The sequence below is a fragment of the Stenotrophomonas sp. YJH_SMC_101-4 genome (genome assembly GCF_059370395.1).
In genome coordinates this window covers 407205-426077 of record NZ_JCAFTP010000003.1, presented here as the reverse complement: position 1 = coordinate 426077, position 18873 = coordinate 407205, and the positions used below count along the sequence as shown (strand labels likewise).

Sequence of the window (18873 nt, the reverse complement as noted above, 5' to 3'; positions counted from 1 at the left end):
TCCAGGCGGAAAGACGCACCTGTATCGGCCGGATTCAGGGCAACTTTAGCGCCTTCTTCGTCCGGGTCCCCCCGTCGCGGGTGGACGCGGCCTTTGTACAGGGTGCAAGCGACGGGGGCATGACACGGGCGCCGCGCTTGACCTCAACCCCGGTTGGGGGAGCACAGTGGACGTTCCTCCCCGCCCGGTGCCTCCATGACGACGCTCGATATCCCCCGCTACCTGCAACGCCTGCAGCTGGATGCGCCGCCACCGCGGACCCTGGCCGGCCTGACCCTGCTGCAGCAGCGCCACAACGCACTGCTGCCCTTCGAGACCCTCAGCTGCCTGCTGCGCGACGCGGTGCCGATCGACCTGGACAGCGTGCAACGCAAGCTGCTTGACGACCGCCGCGGTGGGTACTGCTTCGAACTCAATGGCGGCCTGCTGGCCCTGCTGCAGGCACTGGGCTTTGATGCGCAGCCGCTGAGTGCGCGCGTGCTGCTGGCAGCGCATGACGGCGAACTGACCGCGCGTACCCATCTGCTGCTGCGCGTGCATGTGGATGGGGACGACTGGCTGGTGGATGCCGGATTCGGCAGCCTGACCCCGACCGTACCGCTGCGCCTGCACGATGCGCAGCCGCAGGCCACGCCGCATGAGCGCTATCTGCTGCAGCGTCTGCCTGACGAGGGCGACTTCGTGCTGTCAGCCGAATCCAGCGACGGCTGGCGGGCGATGTACCGCTTCGATCTGCAGGCGCCTGCACCGATCGACAACGTGGTTGGCAACTGGTACGTATGCACCCACCCCGATTCCAGCTTCCCGGGCCAGCTACGCGTGTCGCTGACCGGACCGGACTGGCGCCGTACCATCGGCAGCGGCAACTACACCGAGTACCGCCCCGGGCAGGCGCCGGACAAGCGCCCGCTGCATGATGTGGGTGATGTGCGTGACGTGCTGCAGCAGCGCTTCGGCATGCAGCTGCCGGACGACCCGCGACTGGACCCGGCCATCAATGACTGGCTGCAGCGCTCGCGCGCCGCGACCTTGTAGGGCCGAGCCCATGCTCGGCTGAGCTGGAGCGGCTGGGCCAACAGCAGCCGAGCGTGGGCTCGGCTCTACAGAGCTGCGCGCGCCTGCAGCGCGATACGGTTGCCTTCGCTGTCGCGGATCTCGGCCACACGCCAGTCACCCGCATCGGCCGGGCCGAAGCGCAGCTCAGCTCCCGATTGCAGTGCACGGTCGAGGCTCGCATCCAGGTCATCGACGCCGATGTAGATGCGCGCGCCCTGCTCGGAGGGCCGGTAGTCCGCGCCGTGCACCAGCGCAATGCTGGCACCGGCGGCCTCATCGGAAAACGGCAGATAGGCCATCCGGCAGTCGTGCAGCACGATAGGTTCGTCCACCGCGACCTGCAGCCATTGCTGGTAGAACGTGATGGCCCGGTCCAGGTCACTGGTCGGGATTTCCACATGCAGGATCGGGTTCACTGGCACTCCTTGCTCGGTCCACTCAGATGATGCGCAGGGTAATCGCCTTCAGTACTGCACGGGTGCGATCGCGGGTGCCCAGCTTGTCGAGTATGGCCGACACGTAGTTCTTCACCGTGCCTTCGGCCAGGAACAGGCTGCGCGCGATCTCCTTGTTGCTGTATCCCCCGGCCAGCAGGCGCAGGATCGCCACTTCGCGTTCCCCGAAGGTATCGGTGGGCGGTGCTTCGTCGTGGAAGCGGTAACGGGCGCGCACCGGCTCGGTGCTGACCGGCAACAGCAGGGTTTCACCCGCGGCGACGCGCTCGATCGCTTCACGCAGGTCTGCGGGCACGGCGTCCTTGAGCAGGAAGCCTTGTGCGCCGGCCTCGCTGGCACGCAGCAGCAGATCACTTTCATCGAAGGTGGTCAGCAGCAGCCACGGCGTGGCATCACCGCGCGCGCGCAGCTGGCGCAGTGCCTCGATGCCGTCCATCCCGGGCATGCGGATGTCACTGAGCACCACATCCACGCGCTGGGCAGCCAACGCGTCCAGCAGCGCCTGGCCCTCTTCGGCCTCCAGCACCACGTCTACCCCCAGGCCCTGCAGCAGCGCACGCAGACCCGCACGCACCAGCGCCTGGTCATCGGCCAGGGCAACGCGGATCGCGGCGCCACTCATGCCGGCAACCATGCGGTCAGGTGCATGCCGCCCTGTGCGGTTCGCGCCAGCTCCAAACGCCCCTGTACGGCCGCCAGGCGCTCGCGCATGCCGGCGATGCCATTGCCCTCGCGGATGCGTTCGGCGCGCTGGCCGTCATCGCGGATATCGATACGCAACCGGGAATCCTCTTCACTGATCGTCAGCCAGACGGTGTCTGCATTGCCGTGGCGGGCGGCGTTGGTCAGGGCTTCCTGCACCAGCCGCAGCACGGTCTCGGCCATCAACGGGTCAGCCACGCGCACCCCGTCGCCGATCTGCAGCTGCAGCTTTGGTCGTGGGAAGGGTGCGGCCAGCGCATGCAGTGCGGTGGCCAGATCGAGGCCGCGATCATCGCGCATCGATTGCACCACCTGGCGGATGTCGGCCAGCAACTCGCCGGACAACCGTTCCACCAGCACCAGTCCCTCGCGGCCGGCCAGTGCTGGGTCAGCGGCCAGGGCGCGCAGGTTGAGCCGCATCGCGGTGAGCTTGTGCCCAGCCACATCGTGCAGTTCACGCGCCAGGCGCAGGCGCTCGGCATCGCGTGCGCTGTCGGCCAGCAGCGCGCGGGTAGCCAGCAGGTCGGCGTTGACCCGGGCCAGGTCATCGCGGGCCAGCGCCGTGCTGCGGGCATAGTGGGCGGTCAGTGCGGCGAAGGCCTGGAAGCCGCCATAGAGCAGCACGACCAGCAGCGGCTGGCTGAAGCCGCTGTGGCGCAGCGCGGCATACACCGCCAGGTTGGCCAGCAGCGCAACGCCCAGCACGAAGCGCGGCGGCCAGTGCTCGGCCAGCTGTGCGACCAGCACCACCAGCAGCACCGGAGCAGTTCCGGTACGTGGCTGCAGCGCAACCAGCGCAACCGCCAGCAGCGCCTGCAACACCGCAGCGACGGCGCGCACGCGGGATGGCATCGACGCCCACCCGTGCACCACGAACAGCAACAGGAACATGGCAAGCAGCAGCAGGCTCAGCCCGGCACCGTTGCGCTGTACAGCGAACGACAGGCCCACCGCCAGCACGGTAACCAGGCCGGCAAGGCTGAGAGGACGCAAGAGATGGCGGAACAGGCTGGGCATGGCCAGATGCTGACCGCCGCACACGCCGGCGGCAATGGGTCCAGCGCAGAAAGTGACTTCTGGCACGTCGAATCGATGACCACTGGCCCTGAACCCCGTGCACCGCGCCACCCAGACTGGCGCCACACCGCCACACACACTTCCGGAGCCACTGCCATGATCCGCACCGCCCTGCTCAGCACCGCCCTGACTGCACTGGCCCTGGCCGCCAGTGCCCACGCCGCCGACCTGGCCGTGACCGTGCACGACGTCCACGCGCAGAGCGGCACCCTGCGCGTTGCGCTGGTCGACAGCGCTGCCGCCTGGGACGGCAAGGCCAAGCCCGTGCAGGCCCAGCAGGCGGCGCCCAGCGGCGACAGCGCTCACTTCACGTTCAAGGGTATACCGGCCGGCAGCTATGCCGTGCTGCTCACCCACGACGAGAACGACAACGGCAAGCTCGACACCAACCTGGTCGGCATGCCGGTGGAAGGCTACGGCTTCAGCAACAACCCGCAGGTGATGCGCAAGCCGACCTTCGACGAAGCACGCGTCAACGTGCCAGCCGCTGGCGCCGCCATCGACATCACCCTGCGCTGATTCCGCATCCAGACCCGAGGCCACCATGGACCGTCGCCGCTTCCTTCGTACCTTGCTCAGCAGCAGTGCCTGCCTGGCCCTGGGCGCCACCGCGCTGCGCAGCGCTCCCGCCTTCGCCGGCGACCCGGCGCGGTTCGCGCAGGGTATGCAGGAACACCCATGGCTGCTCGGCTGGCGCAGCGTCGGCAGCGAAAGCCTCGGCCCGGCCACCGTGCAGCTGCAGGGAAAGCTGCCGTCAGGCCTGGCCGGTACGCTGTACCGCAACGGCCCGGCGTGGACCGAGCGCGATGGCTTCCGCTACGACCACTGGTTCGACGGCGACGGCATGGTGCATGGCTGGCGTTTCAATGGTGATGGCAGCCTGACCCATCACGGGCGCATGGTCGCCACGCCGAAATTCACCCGTGAACAGAAGGCCGGCCGCTTCCAGTATCCGGCTGCCGGCACCAGCGTTCCCGGTGCGCTGGCGGTACGCAACAACGATGATGCCAACGTGGCCAACACCTCGGTGACGATGATCAATGGCCGCCTGTTCGCGCTGTGCGAATCCGGTTCTGCGTTCGAAGTGGACCCCGATTCGCTGCAGACGCTCGGCCCGGTCACCTGGCGCCCGGACCTGGCCGCGCTGCCGTTCTCGGCGCACCCGCTGACCGATCGCGACGGCAGCCTCTGGAACTTCGGCTCGATCAGCCTGATGGGGGGCCATGGCCTGCTGGTCTGGCACATCGGTGCGGACGGCCAGCTGCGCAGCGCCAATGTGATCGAAACACCCGAGCATGGCTACCTGCATGCCTTCGCGATGACCGACCAGCACCTGGTGTTCGTCATGATGCCGTTCGATTTCACCGGCGCAGGTGGCAGCTTCTTCGAGCGCATGCAGTTCGCACCGCAGCGTCCTGTGCGTATCGCGGTGGTCGCCAAGGATGCGCCGGACAAGGCGCAATGGTTCGAGGCCCCGTTCGCGGCGATCTATCACTTCGGCGACGCGTTCACCCGCGATGGCGGCATCGTGCTGCGCGCAGTACGCCATGACGACATCAACGAGGCGCGCTCGCCGATGAAGGAAGCGATGGCCGGTGACGGTGCACATGCGGCCAACAGTGGCGCCAGCCTGGTCGAGCTGCATCTGGACCTGCGTCGTGGACAGGCCCGCTGGGAGACGTTGGGCATCAGCGCGGTGGAGTTCCCGTTGTTCGACCCGCGCTCGACGAACACACGTGGCGCACGGCTGTATGCGCCGACCATCGACGGCCCGGCCACCGCACCGTACTTCAACGCCGTGGCTGCGTTCGACATCGATCGCGGGCGCCGCCAGCGGTGGAACTACGGGCCGGACATCATGGCCGAAGAGCATGTGTTCGTACCGCGCCCCGGCAGCCGAGAAGCTGATGATGGCTGGCTGATCGGCACCCTGCTTGACCCGGTCAACAAGCGCAGTGGCCTGGCGGTGCTGGATGCGCGCCATGTGGATGACGGCCCGCTGGCACAGGCCTGGCTGCCGTATGCGGTGCCACTGGGCTTCCACGGCACTTTCGCCGCGCACGGCTGAGTCCACGCTACGCGGACACCGTTGTTGGCATGCTGGGTCTCCCCTGCCCCGTGGAGTCCTGCATGTCCTTGGCCGACCATCGAAGTACGCTGGCACCGCACGGTTTCCTGCGCGTGGCGATCAACCTGGGCAACCCGGTGCTGGCACAGGGCGATGCGCGCTCACCGCGCGGCCCCTCGCTGGAACTGGCTACCGCATTGGCGCAACGGATTGGGGTGCAGGCACGCTTCACCTGCCACGATGCCGCAGCCTCGGTGGTTGCCGCAGCGGGCGAAGACGGCTGGGACCTGGCTTTCCTGGCCATCGATCCGGCACGCACCGACCGCATCGCCTTCAGTGCCCCGTACGTGGAGATCGAAGGCACCTATCTGGTTCGCGAGGACAGCCCTGCGCGGCAGGTGGCCGACCTCGACCGCGAAGGGCTGCGCATCGCGGTAGGGCGTGGCGCGGCCTATGACCTGTTCCTGAGCCGTGAACTGCGCAACGCCACGATCGAGCGGGCGGAGACCTCGGCGGCGGCCATCACCCTGTTCGATCAGCAGCGTCTGGATGCCGCCGCCGGCGTGCGCCAGCCGCTGGTGGCCTGGGCACAGGCGCATCCCGGCCATCGCGTGCTGGCCGACCGTTTCACCGCGATCCAGCAGGCGGTGGCGGCGCTGGCCTCACGCCCGGCCGGCGCGCTGCAGGCGCTGTTCGAGGAAGTGGAAGCGATCAAGGCAGGCCCGTTGCTGGAGGAAGCGTTCGCGCGTGCCGGGCAGGCAGTCACGCTGGTGCGGTGACTGTAGAGTCGGGCCATGCTCGACTGCTTCTTCGAAAGACCAGTCGAGCATGGTTCGACTCTACAGATGCAAGATCGAGCACCGCGCCACGCTACAGATGCGCGTCTGCCATGTGCCGCACGTGCTCGGCGGCCTGCGCATGCAGCCAGTCGCGGAACGCGAGGAAGCCACGATGGCTGGCCGAGCGCTGCGGGTACACCAGCCAATGTGGCCAGTCGGTCTTCAGGCGCTGGCTGGACAGCGCGACCAACTGGCCCGAATCCAGCAGCAGCCGCGCCCGCGTCACCCGCCCGAGAGCCACGCCCACGCCATCCAGAGCGGCGCGATGGTGCGCCTCCGAATCATCCAGCACCGCCACGAAGCGCGACGGCGGACTCTGCCCGCTCAACGCGAACCAGGCGCCCCATGCCCCGTCCGGATCACCCAGCAGCGGCCACTGGGTCAACGGCACACGGTCGACGCCTCCCATGCGTTCGATCAGCGCCGGGCTCGCCATTGGCAGCAGCCATTCGTCGAACAGCGGCTCCACCACCAGACCTGGCCATTGCCCGCTGCCCAGCCGCAGCGCGGCGTCGAACTGGCGCTGCCGCTCGAAATCAATCAGGCGTTCACTCGACTGCAGGTTGATCTCGATCTGTGGGTGCTCTGCCACGAAGTGACCCAGGCGCGGCACCAGCCAGGCCGACGCCATCGACGGCACCGCGCTGATCGTCAGCACGTGCTCGGCGCGCGCGGCATAGGGTTGGAAGGCTTCGTTGATCGCATCCAGATGCGGACCCACCTGGTCGAGCAGGCGCTGGCCCTCCAGGGTGAGGGTGACGCCACGCGGTTGGCGGATCAGCAACGGCTGCCCGAGCCGTTCTTCCAGCTGCCGCATCTGGTGGCTGAGCGCGCTGACGGTCAGGTTCATCGACGCCGCCGCGCGCGACAGGTTGCCGAGCCGGGCGGCGGCCACGAAGCCTTGCAGGGCATGGAGCGGTGGGCGGGACATCAGGCTTGAATTCCTCTCAAGACACGCTTGCGGAAATGTCGCTTTTTGCCCGCCCATGCTGCCCGTATCGTGCAATCCACTCAAGTGGAGGCACGCTCATGAACATCTTCGGCGGCTTGTTGTTCCTGCACGGCCATGTGGCCAGCACCGAGCTGGCACGCCAGCTGGCCAGCCCTTCCACACCTGCCGCGCAGTGCGCGCAGCAACCGGCTGCGCCAGTTCAGCCGCCGAGAACCCGTTGAACGCTCCTCACCCTGCGTACCAGCGTTGGACGTGTTCAGGCAGCCACGGGATCGGATCGATATCCAATGCCCGACAACCGTCGAGGGTGTCACGCAGCGCGCGCTCGCCGGGGCCACTGGGCAGCCGCAGGCCTTCCTCCTCCGGAAGTTGCACCGCAGCCCAGTCGTGCAGCTGGTCCATGCGCAGGCACAGGGCGGCCCGCAGCCACGCCTTCAGTGGATAGCAGCGATAGCCTTGTTCGCCCAACGCGATAATTGCACGCGACAAGGCCTGGTTGGCACCACGTACCCATTCGGTGCGACCTCCAGCCTTGTCCTGGACCGTCATCGGCGCCGGCGCGCGGTGCGCCTTGAACGGCGAACGCAGCTGCAGCTCCAGATCTCGCGCATCGCGCTCGCTTTCCGCTTCCACCAGTGCACCGGCGTCGAGGTCGAAGAACTCGAACCAACGCCGGTGCAATGCGCTGATGCGTCCGAGCGGATCACGTGAGAAACCGATCTTCGCGTAGTCTTCCCACGCACAGGGGAAGACGTAGGCGAAGACACGACCGTCGATGCGGATATCCGACTGCATGTGCGCAGGCTGCCTCGACAACAGCCCGGGTGCAACCGGGCGTTACCGTGGACGCTGCAGCGCCTCCTGCACCGCCGCAGCCACGTCGGTGTTGTCGATGTAACTGCCGTCGTTCCAGCGCACGTGCTGACGGTAGCCGGCATCAACACCGCGCACGCGCTGGCCCAGCAGCTCCGACCCCGCACCCTTGGCCCACAACGGCACCAGTGCATTGGAATGGTTGCCGATGGGACGGAAACTGATCCCGGGCATGCGGCCGCGGCCGTTGTTGCGCACCGGCGCGAAGGCGACGTTCTGCGCATCCGGGCCCATCGGCATGCTGTTGTCGTGGTCGGTGGTGACGATCAGCAGGTTGCGCTCCCAGCCACCGTTGCGCTCGATCCAGTCGACCACCGCCGTCACCGCGTCATTGAACTCCACGGTCTCTTCGATCAACCGGCCGTACTGCGGCTGATCGCTGCACTGGCCGTAATGCCATTCGGTGCCGCAGGCGCTGGTATGCGCGGCCCAGTCGGTGGCGCCGCCTTCCACCATCAGGAACAGCCCCTTGGACGAGCGCTGCTGCGGGAACTGCAGCGCGCCGCGGGTCATGGTCGCCAGATCGGGCACGCTGTCGATCTTCCTCACTCCCGAAGGCGTGGCCGCATCCTTGCCCAGCACCTGCAGCTGGCGCGCCTGCTGCAGTGTGTTGGCCACGCGCGGTACACCGATCAGCGGCCTGTCGGCCGGCAACCGTCCCTGCGCCAGTGCGGCGAACGCTTCCTTGCTGCGGATCAGGCGCCACGGTCCCGCCGGATTGCCGGCAATGGTGCTGCCCGCTTCCAGCTGCTGCCAATCCTGCTGCGACACCCACTCCCATGGATTCGCGCAGCCCTCTGCCTTTGCGGCGTCCGTGCCTTCGTTGCAGGCGCGGCCGTCGACGCTGTAGCCCGGGCCTCCGGTGCCCATGACCAGATCCAGGTGGCCCTGCGCCAGCATCTGGTGCGCAATGGCGTGATAGCTGTTGCGCGATTCGTTCTGCGCCGCGAATGCTGCGGGTGTGGCGTGCGCGAACGGTACCGAAGTCACTACACCGGTCGCCATGCCCAGGCGCTTGGCGCGCAGCGTATTGAACTCGACCGGCTGACCATCGTTGCTGTAGTTGATGGCGTTGTTGTAGGTCTTGATGCCCGATGACAACGCGGTGCCCGCCGCCGCACTGTCGGTAGCCACCGCGGCCAGGTACTGGTAGCCGGCAAACGGCAGGTCCTGCGCAGGAACCGGCGTGTCATCCCAGGCCTTGCCCGGGTCGTAGCCAAGCGTCTGTGCGTTGTCGCGGGTCGGCTGGCTGCTGGCATTCAACGGGAAGGTGGTTACCGCCAGGCGCAGCGGGAAATCCGCATAGGGTGCGCCTTCGCGGCGGCCATACTGCCAGTAGGCCGCCGCGTCCCAGGTACCCCAGCCGGCACCGTCGTTGATCATCACGATCACATTGAGCGGACCGGCTTCGGCGGAGGAAACAGCCTCGGTGCGCAGGTTGGGCTGGCAGCCGCCAAGTGCGGCCAGCGCGAGCAGCAACGAAGAATGAAGCCAGCGGCGTGGAATGCGTGCAGTCATCGGATGTCCCGTCGGGCCATCGGCGGCCCGCAATGATGCTACGTTATATCGTTGCAATATTTCAGCTTCGTGCAGCCGCCGCACACTATCCTCCAGGGCCCCCACTGTCATCGTCGTTTCCATGCCGCTTCCTGCTCCTGCGCGTGCACCGCTGTCGTCCATCACCCTCGATGCGGCAACCTTCGCAGTGATTCACCAGCACAACGCGGACATCGCCAGGCAACCGGCCTCGCTGACCAAGCTGATGACCGCCTACGCGGCTTACGAGTGTGTCGAGGAGCGCGGGCGCTCGTGGGAGGACGAAGTCACCATCGCCGCCGACGACGTGCATGCGGTCGCCGACGATGAAACGCGCATGGGTCTGGTGCCCGGCGAAACGGTCACGCTCGCGCGCCTGCTGGAAGGCTTGATGATCGTCTCCGGCAATGACGCGGCGCTGGCGGTCGCGCGCCACCTGGACGGATCGCAGCCTGCGTTCCTGGAGCGCATGAACCGGCACGCGCGCCAGCTCGGCCTGCGCAGCACCTGGTTCGCCAGCGTCTCCGGCATCACCACGCCGCACCATGCGTCCAGCGCGCGCGACATGGCAGTGCTGGCCGCGTGCCTGTTGAACGATCATCCGCAGATCCTGGCGGTCACCGCGCAGCGCGCGTTCGCGCACGGCAGCTTCAGCCGCAACAACCAGAACGCCCTGCTTGGCGATGACGGCGTGGATGGCTTGAAGACCGGCTACACCCAGGCCGCAGGCTTCTGCCTGGCCGCCACCGCATGCCGGGTGGTACACGGGCGGGACGAGCCGATACGCCTGATCACCGTGGTATTGGGTTCTGAGAGCCGCGACGCGCGCGACGCATGGGTGCGCGATCAGCTGGCGGCAGGATTCGCCACGCTGGCCGGCAGTACCGCCGGGGCCTGACCTTCGAAGCGGCTCAGCGACGCTTGACCGTCGCCACGATCAGCCGCTGCAGCTCGGCTTCGGCGTCGGTCTTGTCCAGCGCGCCCGCGGCCACACCCTCGGACAGGGTTTCAGCCGCACCCAGGATCGCCCAGCGTCCCGCCAGCGGCACCGAGCCGTCGCTGGCGAACGGGCCCAGCCAGGCGTCGCAGTTGTCGATGAAGTCCTGCTGGTAACGCCGCCGCACCTCGTGCAGTTCCGGCGCACCCACCAGCGCGGCGAGGATGCCCTGCACTTCACTGCCCTGGCTGAGGATGCAGTCGATGTAGCCGGAGGCGATGGCTGCCGCACGGTCGGCCAGCTGCGTCCGGGCGCGGCCGATACGCTCGTGGAAGACCACCGTCTGCCGCCCGTCATAGTCATCGTAGAGCGCGGCCAGCAGGCCGTTGCGGGTCACGAAGTGATCGTAGGCCACCGGCTTGGTCACGCCCGCCGCCTCGGCCAGCCGTCCCAGCGTCAACGCGTCGGTGCCCTCTTCGCCAACCAGCGCCCAGGCCACGTCCAGCAACTGGCGGGCGCGTTGCTCGCGGGTCAATCGGCGGCGCGTGGGAGCGGCGTTGGCAGGCATCGGCGGAACACGGTGATCAACTCATCGGAGTACCGATTTTACGGCCGATTTCCATGGCGGTCTGCAGATGCGCCTGCGCGGCACCGCTGTCGGCGTCGAGCAGCAGTTCGGACGACAGCACGCGCGCGCCACAGTAGTCGAAGATGCCCATGTCGATCTGGGTCTTCATCGCCGTGCCATAGCCGCGCCGTTCGATCATTTCCGCGCCCGCACCGCCAACGCCGACCAGATGCACGCGCAGGCGCTGCAGCTTCTTCTGCACCTTGCCATCGGCACCGTCCTGGTACGCCCAGCCCTGGGTGAACACGCGATCGATCCATCCCTTCAGCAAGGCAGGGAACGACCACCAGTACAGCGGGTAGACCAGCACCAGCGTATCGATGGCGTCCAGCCGCGCATGCTCGGCCGCCACATCGGGCGGAACCGGGCCGGTCCCGCGGAACAGAGCCTGGTCATCGCGGTTGAAGCGCGGATCGAAGCCTTCGGCGACCAGGTCGGCGTGGGTTACGGTGTTGCCGGCGCCGATGGCCCGGATGGCGTCGCCGATGCGCTGGGCGATGGCATGGGTGAGCGATCCGGTTTCCGGGTGGGTGGTGACGATGAGACTGTGCATGGGTGAATCTCCAGGAATCATTACCTACCAATGGTAAGTAATGATTCCCGGATCACCAGCGCCACCGGTGGGACGCTGTTTTTGCGTTCACCGTATAGTGCGCCGCATCCCGTGGAGGTCCCCGACGATGCACCGACGCCTGCTTGCTCCCCTGCTGTTCCTGCTGCTGGCCACGATGGCGCCGACGGCCGTAGCCGGCGAGCTCACCCCATCCGAATCGGCCGCCCTGCGCCAGGACGTCCAGGGGATGCTGGCCGCGTTCGCCCGCGGCGATGCCGAGCTGATCATCGCCCGCACGCATCCCAGCCTGAAACGCTTGGCCGGCGGTGATGAGGTATACGCCCGATCAACCCGCGACACGGTCAAGGCGCTGCACGAGGCCGGCGTCACCATCATCAGCGACGAAGCTGGGGTACCGACCCGTACCTATGCCGCCGGCGACGAGGAGGTCTGCTTCGTCCCGCGCTACTCGTTGCTGCGCGTACGTGAATCCCCGATCCGCAGCACCTCGTTCATGGTCGCCGTGCGCCGCGTCGGCGCCGCGCAATGGAGCTATCTGGATGGCGCCGGGTTGCTCGACAACCCTGAGCTGCTCTGGCAACTGCTGCCAGCGCTGGAGCCTGGCGTGACGCTGCCCAAGGGTGGAGTGGAAACGCTGTAGCGCGATTGCTGGGCGTCGGTACGCTCCGGCGCATCCATCTACGCATGGCATGGATCTACCGGCTGTCCGTTAGCGGAACAACGCGTTCAACGCGGCCCCGGAAGCCGCCTGCTGCAGCCCATCGAAACGCCCCTCCTGCACGATCGGCTGTGTGGCCTGTATCAGCCCACCCCATGCCGCACGCGCAAGCGCACCGCCCAGGCTGACCCGGCGAACGCCAAGTGCTGCGATGTCCTGCAGGCTCAGCGGTGTCGGTCCACCAACCAGCAGGTTCACCGGTTTTGACCCTGCAGCGGCAACCACCGCGCTGATCTGCTCGCGCGTGCTGATGCCAGGCGCATACAGCACATCGGCACCGGCCTCGGCATAGGCCCGCAGGCGCTGCAGGGTGTCCTGCAGATCCGGCACGCCGACGAAGAAGTTCTCCGCACGCCCGACCAGCAGCACGTCACCGCCTGCGCGGTCGATGGCTGCACGGGCAGCGCGCAGGCGCTCGACCGCCTGGTCGATCGAACGCAGCGGTGCATCGGCGACGCCGCTGGCATCCTCGATCGACAACGCCGCGATGCCGGTGTCGATCGCTGCAGCCACCGCCTCCTCCACCGCCTGCGGCGTCGCGCCGAAGCCATCACCGAAGTCGGCATTCAACGGCAACGGGGTCGCCGCCGCCATCAGGCGCAGATGCGCCAGCGTGGCCGGCAACGAAACCGCGCCATCCGGCCGCCCTTCGCTCCAGGCGCAGCCAGCACTGGTGGTGGCCAACGCCAGGAAGCCTTGCCGCTGCAGGTAGCGCGCACTGCCCACGTCCCACGGGTTGGGCAGCACGAAGCACCCCTGCGCGTGCAGTTGGCGGAAAGACGCGCGCTTGTGCTGTGTGTCGGCATCGGGCGAGGCCATGGCAGGGCTCCGGGGCGGCAGACCTGCACCCTAGCCCGCCGTGCGGTCGCGCTCAATGGCATCGAAGCCGGCCATGCATGAAGTGATGCCCCCTGCTTATTGGACGCCACCGGCAGCCCTGCCCGAGCGTACGTGGTTGTCCACACCAGTGCCGCCACGGAGCCCTTCATGCCGCCTGACCCGCAGCCCCTCATCGACGCCGGCGATGATGACGCCCACTGGGCCGACCTGCTCTCGCCGGCACGGCGCCGCCTGATCGCTTCGGCGGGTCTGGCCGCCGGCGGCCTGGCCAGTGCGTCGACCGGCACCGCAGCACCGCGCGGCAACGACGCGGTGAATACCACCGAGCCTGGCCGCCCCGGCTTCCGTGTCATCGTGCCGCCAGCGCCGGAAGGGCGCAGCCCCTGGGGCCAGGCCACAGCCAGCGAACCGACCCTGCGCCCGGCCAGCGTGCGTCCCGGCGAAGCCACCCTGCCCGCGACCCCACGCGCCTACACCGACATCAAGAGCTATCACGCGCATATCTACTTCGACGAGGACAGCTTCGAGAAGGCTGCGCTACTGCGACGCTGGGCAGCCGAGCGCTTCCCGGTGGAGCTGGGCAACTGGAACCTGGAGCCACGCGGACCACACGTCACCCCGTCGTTCTATTTCGGCTTCACCAACGACCTGCTGCCGGTGCTGGTGCCCTGGCTGCAGCTCAACAGCCTGGGCCTGACCATCCTGATCCACCCCAATACCGGTGATGGCCGTGCCGACCACCTGTATTACGCGTTGTGGGTGAACCGCGCGCAGCCGGTGAACGCCTACAACTGGCCGGCACCGAAGCCGGGGGAACGGGAGCCGCTGGAGGAGGTGTTCCCGAACGTGGTGCCGACGGTGCCGCTGGAGACCTGACCCGCCTTTCCGGTGGGTGCGTAGCTTGCTGTGCACCTTGAGCCCCCTCCGGTGGGTGCGTAGCTTGCTGCGCACCTTGAGCCCCCCACCGGTGGGTGCGTAGCTTGCTGCGCACCGAACTTCCTTCTTCCACGCGTGGCGCGGCTCCCCCGGCAAGGCTCTTGCCGCCATCGTCGCCCTACGTGCACGCATCCCCCGCCCGCACGGCGTTCAGCGCGCCTTGATCCGCCGCCCCGCGTAGGGCCGCAAGCGCTTCGGCAGGTTTCAAACAAACGATTGAAACGCAGCAAACTTCGCCGAACTGGACAGCATCCGCCGGTTCCGCCAGACTGCCGCCCTTTCCTGTCTTCCGGATCCCATGGCGAAGCTGCTGGTCCTGCACGGCCCCAACCTCAACCTGCTCGGCACCCGCGAGCCGGAGGTCTACGGCCACACCACGCTGGCCGACATCGACCAGGCGCTGGCGGCCCAGGCCTCGGCCGCCGGGCACGCGATCGAGAGCCTGCAGTCCAATGCCGAGCACGTACTGGTGGACCGCGTGCAGGCCGCGCGCGACGACGGAACCGCTTTCATCCTGATCAACCCCGCCGCCTTCACCCATACCTCGGTGGCCCTGCGCGATGCGCTGGCGGCGGTGGCGGTGCCGTTCATCGAGATTCACCTGTCCAATCCGCATACCCGCGAACCGTTCCGCCAGCACAGCTACTTCAGTGACAAGGCCGTGGGCGTGGTCTGCGGCTTCGGCGCCGACAGCTACCGCTACGCGATGGACGCGGCGCTGCTGCGCGTGCAGGCGGCCCGCGCGTGAACGTGCTGCCGCGCGTGCTTGCCGGCGTTCTGGCGTGGGCCGGTCTCTGCGGCGCGGCCACGGCGTTCGACCGCAAGGACGAAGGCATCGACTGCGCACGTCCGACCACCACGATGGAGAGCGACCTGTGCGCCTCGGACGTGGCCGCAGCCGCTGATGTCGAACTCAATGCGGTGTATGCACAAGCCCGGCGCCAGCTGCGCACACCCGCCAACGGTGGCGGCTGCAGCTATTGCGGCGATGCCGAGCAGCAGCTGGTCCTGGCCCAGCGTGCCTGGATGCAGCTGCGCGACCACGACTGCAACGCCGTCTATGCCCTCAATTCCGATGGCACGGCGCGCAACGGCGCACAGATGCGCTGCCTGATCACCCTCGCGCGCGACCGCACACGGCAGCTGCGCGAGTTCTACGAACTGCTTTGACCCGAGCGCGATGCGCTTCCCACCACACTGACATCAAGAGCAAAGAGGCCACCATGGATCTCCGCAAAATCAAGAAGCTGATCGACCTGCTGGAAGAGTCGAACCTGGCTGAAATCGAAATCAAGGAAGGCGAAGAGTCGGTGCGCCTGTCGCGCGCCCCGGTGGCCGGCTATGCCGCCCCGGTCGCCGCCCCGGTGTATGCCGCTCCGGCTGCTCCGGCGCCGCAGGCGATGCCGATGCAGTCGCCGACCGAAGCTTCCACCGGCGGCACCGCCAAGCCGGGCCCGGCACTGCCGGAAGGCCACGTGCTGCGCTCGCCGATGGTCGGCACCTTCTACGCCTCGTCCGCTCCGGACAAGCCGGCCTTCGTCACCGTGGGCCAGCAGGTCAAGGAAGGCGAGACCCTGGCCATCATCGAAGCGATGAAGATGTTCAACCCGATCGAAGCCGACACGTCCGGCACCATCGTCGCCATCCTCGGCGAGAACGGCCAGCCGGTGGAATTCGACCAGCCGCTGTTCGTGATCGGCTGAGGGGCACGCCATGCTCGACAAAGTCGTCATCGCCAACCGAGGGGAAATCGCGCTGCGCATCCTGCGCGCGTGCCACACCCTCGGCATCCGCACGGTGGCCGTGCACTCCACGGTCGACCGCAACCTCAAGCACGTGGCCATGGCCGACGAGTCGGTCTGCATCGGCCCGGCGCCGTCGCCGCAGAGCTACCTCAACATCCCGGCACTGATCGCCGCAGCGGAAGTCACCGACGCCCAGGCCATCCACCCGGGCTACGGCTTCCTGTCGGAGAACGCCGACTTCGCCGAGCGGGTGGAAGAGTCCGGCTTCATCTTCATCGGCCCCAAGGCCGACACCATCCGCATGATGGGTGACAAGGTCGAAGCCATCCGCGCGATGAAGTCCGCCGGCGTGCCGTGCGTGCCCGGCTCGGGCGGCCCGCTGGGCGAGGACATCGTCGCCAACACCAAGATCGCCCGTGAGATCGGCTACCCGGTCATCATCAAGGCAGCCGGTGGCGGCGGTGGCCGCGGCATGCGCGTGGTGCACGCCGAAGCCTCGCTGAAGACCTCGATCGAAACCACCAAGAGCGAGGCCAAGGCCGCGTTCGGCAATGGCGAGGTCTACATGGAGAAGTTCCTGGAGAATCCGCGCCACGTGGAGATCCAGGTGCTGGCCGACGGCCAGGGCAACGCCATCCACCTGGGTGAGCGCGACTGCTCGATGCAGCGCCGCCACCAGAAGGTGGTGGAAGAAGCGCCGGCGCCGGGCATCACCGCCGAGCAGCGCGAGCAGATCGGCAAGGTGTGCGTGGAAGCCTGCATCCGCATTGGTTATCGCGGCGCCGGCACCTTCGAGTTCCTGTACGAGGACGGCCGCTTCTACTTCATCGAAATGAACACCCGCATCCAGGTGGAACATCCGGTTACCGAAATGGTCACCGGCATCGACCTGGTGGCCGAGCAGCTGAAGATCGCCGCCGGCCAGAAGCTGTCGATCAAGCAGAGTGACGTGGTGCTGACCGGCCATGCCATCGAATGCCGCATCAACGCCGAAGATGCAGAAACGTTCGTGCCGAGCCCGGGCACCATCACCGGCTTCCATCCGCCGGGAGGCCCCGGCGTGCGCGTGGACACCCACATCTACAGTGGCTACCGCGTGCCGTCGAACTACGACTCGATGATCGGCAAGCTGATCGTGCACGGCCCGGACCGCGAAACCGCCATTGCCCGCATGCGCGTGGCACTGAGCGAAATGGTGGTCGATGGCATCAAGACCAACGTCGCCCTGCAGCAGCGGATCATGCGCGACAAGGGCTTCCAGGCCGGTGGCCAGAACATCCACTACCTGGAAAAGCGTTTGGCCGAACGCAAGAACAAGCCGATCGCGCTGACCTGATCGGTGCCCGGTGCTGGACATGAAAAGGGCGGGGATATTCCCGCCCTTTTCGCGTTCTTGCGGTAGCGCCGGGCCATGCCCGGCGGCTTTCCATTGCGACCGTCCACCCGCCGGGCATGGCCCGGCGCTACCGGTGTGGCATCAGCGCTTGTCGGCCGCTTCGGCCGGAATCTGCGAGTTCGCCAGCGGACGCACGCCATTGGGCGAGGTCGGGTCGACGATCACCATGGTCTCGGTCGAACCATCCGGCCACACCACCTGGAAGGTGCTGCCCGCCGGCAGCGACGCGAACGGCATGCCGCTCTGCGCGCGATAGACCGCGGCCACCTGGCTGGCACCGGCACGGCGCACGTCTTCCTGCGCCTTCACCGTGGTCAGTTCCACCTTCGACAGATGCCGGTAGCGATCTTCATAGGTATCGATCATCAACAGGCCAACCGCGCCAGCCGAGTAGGCCACGAACAGGGCCACCCAGAACCAGAACTTGGCCCCGTGCAGGAATCGGCGGTAGTTCATTGCTCGTTCCTCTTTCCAACCAATCGCTTGATCCATTCCTTCATCTTCCCAGCGCCCTGCCGCGATACCGCAGCGTCATACACGAAATCCCGGAAATCCTGCGTACCATCCTGCGAACAGATCCCTCCGTTCGCACAAAAACTGTTGACCAGCACACTGTCTGCCCCACACGGTAGACCGAGTTCGCAGGCCGCAAGCCGCCAAGCGAGTTCACTGAGCTGCTCGCCCGCCACCAGGCCGTTGAGCGCACGGTCACCCGAGGCGCGCACGCCCATGCCCGGTGCGATCGCCATGAAGGCCTCCGGGTCGCGCGAGGTGCGCACCCGTTCAACCAGGTCACGGCGGTACTCGGGGCTGTCCTGCAGCGGCTCTCCCTCGGCGAACAACGCAGCCTCTGCAGCCAGATTGCCTTGCGCGGCCGCCTTGCGACGTTCGGACAGCACCAGGGCCGTGCCCAGCTTGTCGCCCGGCACGAAACCACCACAACGCTGCGCGACGCGTTCGCGCGCCTGCACCATCGCCGGCGCGGCGGTCAGGCCCAGCCCAGCCAGCACGTTGTTGTCCAGGCGGTAGCCACCCGGATCGATCGCGTACTGCGCGCAATAGTCATAGACACGGCTGAGCATCCAACGCGCCTCGTGGTTGCCTTCGTCCGCCTGCACACGCAACCGCTGTGCATAGGCATACAGGTCGGTGGCGTCTTCGATATCGGCGCGGAGATCCAGGGGCAGCCCGGACGGCAATGCATTGCCACGCTCGAAGGGTGCCAGGCGGCGCGCGAGCGCCTCCGGCATCACCGGCAGCGGCGCCGCACTGTCAGTGGCTGCCACCCCACCTGCCAGATCCGCCGACGCCAGCGAAGAGGTCGCGGCATGGCCGCTGGCCCGATAACCGGCCACGCCCAGCACGGCCACGGCCGGCAGTACGAGCAACCAGGTTTTCAGGGTCGGAGCGAAGGCCATCGGCGGCGGTAGCGATGCGGCGGACAGGAAAGCACGAAGTTTAGCAAGGCCCGACGGGCCTGTCTGAACGGGCTTCGTTCATCTCGGAGCGGCATCTCAGGCAATACGGAGACGCCCCGATGG

The 18873-nt window shown here is 67.5% G+C and carries 23 protein-coding genes; 12 read left to right on the top strand and 11 right to left on the bottom strand.

Annotation, left to right across the window (positions count from 1 at the left end; translation table 11 throughout):
* The first annotated feature begins 195 nt into the window (after nt 1-195).
* Nucleotides 196-1035, top strand: coding sequence for an arylamine N-acetyltransferase family protein (locus AC5P8D_RS12825; protein ID WP_010481113.1), 840 nt, complete (start codon nt 196-198; stop codon nt 1033-1035).
* A 65-nt stretch (nt 1036-1100) separates the two neighbouring features.
* Here the strand turns inward: AC5P8D_RS12825 and AC5P8D_RS12820 are convergent, their stop codons facing one another.
* The 3 genes from AC5P8D_RS12820 to AC5P8D_RS12810 are packed head-to-tail and all read right to left on the bottom strand — an operon-like array spanning nt 1101 to nt 3230.
* Nucleotides 1101-1472, bottom strand: coding sequence for a VOC family protein (locus AC5P8D_RS12820; protein WP_217014378.1), 372 nt, complete (start codon nt 1470-1472; stop codon nt 1101-1103).
* Between the two features lie 22 nt (nt 1473-1494).
* Nucleotides 1495-2133 (bottom strand): response regulator transcription factor, encoded by a 639-nt coding sequence (locus tag AC5P8D_RS12815; protein WP_152609480.1) that lies wholly within the window; start codon nt 2131-2133, stop codon nt 1495-1497.
* Nucleotides 2130-3230 (bottom strand): sensor histidine kinase, encoded by a 1101-nt coding sequence (locus tag AC5P8D_RS12810; protein WP_495203381.1) that lies wholly within the window; start codon nt 3228-3230, stop codon nt 2130-2132. Before AC5P8D_RS12810 ends, AC5P8D_RS12815 begins: the two co-directional genes overlap by 4 nt.
* 156 nt (nt 3231-3386) lie before the next feature.
* Between AC5P8D_RS12810 and AC5P8D_RS12805 the strand changes: the two genes are divergently transcribed.
* The 3 genes from AC5P8D_RS12805 (at nt 3387) to AC5P8D_RS12795 (ending at nt 6137) form a co-directional block, all read left to right on the top strand.
* Nucleotides 3387-3809, top strand: coding sequence for a DUF2141 domain-containing protein (locus AC5P8D_RS12805; protein WP_010481108.1), 423 nt, complete (start codon nt 3387-3389; stop codon nt 3807-3809).
* A gap of 25 nt (nt 3810-3834) precedes the next feature.
* Complete coding sequence (locus tag AC5P8D_RS12800) at nt 3835-5358, top strand: carotenoid oxygenase family protein (RefSeq protein WP_241874755.1); 1524 nt, start codon at nt 3835-3837, stop codon at nt 5356-5358.
* 62 nt (nt 5359-5420) lie between these two features.
* Nucleotides 5421-6137 (top strand): ABC transporter substrate-binding protein, encoded by a 717-nt coding sequence (locus AC5P8D_RS12795; protein ID WP_495203380.1) that lies wholly within the window; start codon nt 5421-5423, stop codon nt 6135-6137.
* 91 nt (nt 6138-6228) lie between these two features.
* On the opposite strand, the gene AC5P8D_RS12790 is transcribed toward AC5P8D_RS12795, so the two are convergent.
* A complete protein-coding gene (locus tag AC5P8D_RS12790; protein WP_010481100.1) occupies nt 6229-7128 on the bottom strand; it encodes a LysR substrate-binding domain-containing protein in 900 nt (299 codons plus the stop codon).
* 98 nt (nt 7129-7226) lie between these two features.
* On the opposite strand from AC5P8D_RS12790, the gene AC5P8D_RS12785 reads away from it, so the two are divergent.
* Nucleotides 7227-7370: a hypothetical protein gene (locus tag AC5P8D_RS12785; RefSeq protein WP_495203379.1), complete on the top strand. Its 144-nt coding sequence runs from the start codon at nt 7227-7229 to the stop codon at nt 7368-7370.
* A gap of 7 nt (nt 7371-7377) precedes the next feature.
* Here the strand turns inward: AC5P8D_RS12785 and AC5P8D_RS12780 are convergent, their stop codons facing one another.
* Nucleotides 7378-7944, bottom strand: coding sequence for a GIY-YIG nuclease family protein (locus AC5P8D_RS12780; protein WP_126560184.1), 567 nt, complete (start codon nt 7942-7944; stop codon nt 7378-7380).
* A gap of 42 nt (nt 7945-7986) precedes the next feature.
* Nucleotides 7987-9540, bottom strand: coding sequence for an alkaline phosphatase (locus AC5P8D_RS12775; RefSeq protein WP_495203378.1), 1554 nt, complete (start codon nt 9538-9540; stop codon nt 7987-7989).
* Nucleotides 9541-9661: 121 nt separating this feature from the next.
* Here AC5P8D_RS12775 and AC5P8D_RS12770 point away from each other — a divergent pair, with 121 nt between their 5' ends.
* Nucleotides 9662-10456 carry a D-alanyl-D-alanine carboxypeptidase family protein gene (locus AC5P8D_RS12770; RefSeq protein WP_010481091.1) on the top strand — a complete coding sequence of 265 codons (795 nt, stop codon included), beginning with the start codon at nt 9662-9664 and terminating at the stop codon, nt 10454-10456.
* Between the two features lie 13 nt (nt 10457-10469).
* On the opposite strand, the gene AC5P8D_RS12765 is transcribed toward AC5P8D_RS12770, so the two are convergent.
* Together AC5P8D_RS12765 and AC5P8D_RS12760 are read right to left on the bottom strand one after the other, a co-directional pair.
* Nucleotides 10470-11063: a TetR/AcrR family transcriptional regulator gene (locus AC5P8D_RS12765; protein WP_100446851.1), complete on the bottom strand. Its 594-nt coding sequence runs from the start codon at nt 11061-11063 to the stop codon at nt 10470-10472.
* A 16-nt stretch (nt 11064-11079) separates the two neighbouring features.
* Entirely contained in the window at nt 11080-11676 is a 597-nt protein-coding gene (locus tag AC5P8D_RS12760; protein WP_057502407.1) for an NAD(P)H-dependent oxidoreductase, read from the bottom strand.
* 127 nt (nt 11677-11803) lie between these two features.
* On the opposite strand from AC5P8D_RS12760, the gene AC5P8D_RS12755 reads away from it, so the two are divergent.
* Entirely contained in the window at nt 11804-12337 is a 534-nt protein-coding gene (locus AC5P8D_RS12755) for a hypothetical protein (RefSeq protein WP_049480688.1), read from the top strand.
* A gap of 69 nt (nt 12338-12406) precedes the next feature.
* On the opposite strand, the gene AC5P8D_RS12750 is transcribed toward AC5P8D_RS12755, so the two are convergent.
* A complete protein-coding gene (locus AC5P8D_RS12750; protein WP_126560181.1) occupies nt 12407-13234 on the bottom strand; it encodes an isocitrate lyase/PEP mutase family protein in 828 nt (275 codons plus the stop codon).
* Between the two features lie 168 nt (nt 13235-13402).
* Here AC5P8D_RS12750 and AC5P8D_RS12745 point away from each other — a divergent pair, with 168 nt between their 5' ends.
* The 5 genes from AC5P8D_RS12745 (at nt 13403) to accC (ending at nt 17272) form a co-directional block, all read left to right on the top strand.
* A complete protein-coding gene (locus tag AC5P8D_RS12745; RefSeq protein WP_241874753.1) occupies nt 13403-14131 on the top strand; it encodes a DOPA 4,5-dioxygenase family protein in 729 nt (242 codons plus the stop codon).
* Nucleotides 14132-14489: 358 nt separating this feature from the next.
* A complete protein-coding gene (aroQ, locus tag AC5P8D_RS12740; RefSeq protein WP_049452975.1) occupies nt 14490-14939 on the top strand; it encodes a type II 3-dehydroquinate dehydratase in 450 nt (149 codons plus the stop codon).
* A complete protein-coding gene (locus tag AC5P8D_RS12735; protein WP_049452977.1) occupies nt 14936-15361 on the top strand; it encodes a lysozyme inhibitor LprI family protein in 426 nt (141 codons plus the stop codon). Before aroQ ends, AC5P8D_RS12735 begins: the two co-directional genes overlap by 4 nt.
* 53 nt (nt 15362-15414) lie before the next feature.
* Nucleotides 15415-15894 carry an acetyl-CoA carboxylase biotin carboxyl carrier protein gene (gene accB, locus AC5P8D_RS12730; RefSeq protein WP_005411252.1) on the top strand — a complete coding sequence of 160 codons (480 nt, stop codon included), beginning with the start codon at nt 15415-15417 and terminating at the stop codon, nt 15892-15894.
* A 10-nt stretch (nt 15895-15904) separates the two neighbouring features.
* A complete protein-coding gene (gene accC / locus AC5P8D_RS12725) occupies nt 15905-17272 on the top strand; it encodes an acetyl-CoA carboxylase biotin carboxylase subunit (RefSeq protein WP_010481079.1) in 1368 nt (455 codons plus the stop codon).
* A gap of 141 nt (nt 17273-17413) precedes the next feature.
* Here the strand turns inward: accC and AC5P8D_RS12720 are convergent, their stop codons facing one another.
* Together AC5P8D_RS12720 and AC5P8D_RS12715 are read right to left on the bottom strand one after the other, a co-directional pair.
* Complete coding sequence (locus AC5P8D_RS12720) at nt 17414-17788, bottom strand: hypothetical protein (protein ID WP_010481078.1); 375 nt, start codon at nt 17786-17788, stop codon at nt 17414-17416.
* Entirely contained in the window at nt 17785-18750 is a 966-nt protein-coding gene (locus tag AC5P8D_RS12715) for a hypothetical protein (RefSeq protein WP_099559909.1), read from the bottom strand. The genes AC5P8D_RS12720 and AC5P8D_RS12715 overlap by 4 nt, the downstream gene beginning before the upstream one ends.
* Between the last annotated feature and the right edge of the window lie 123 nt (nt 18751-18873).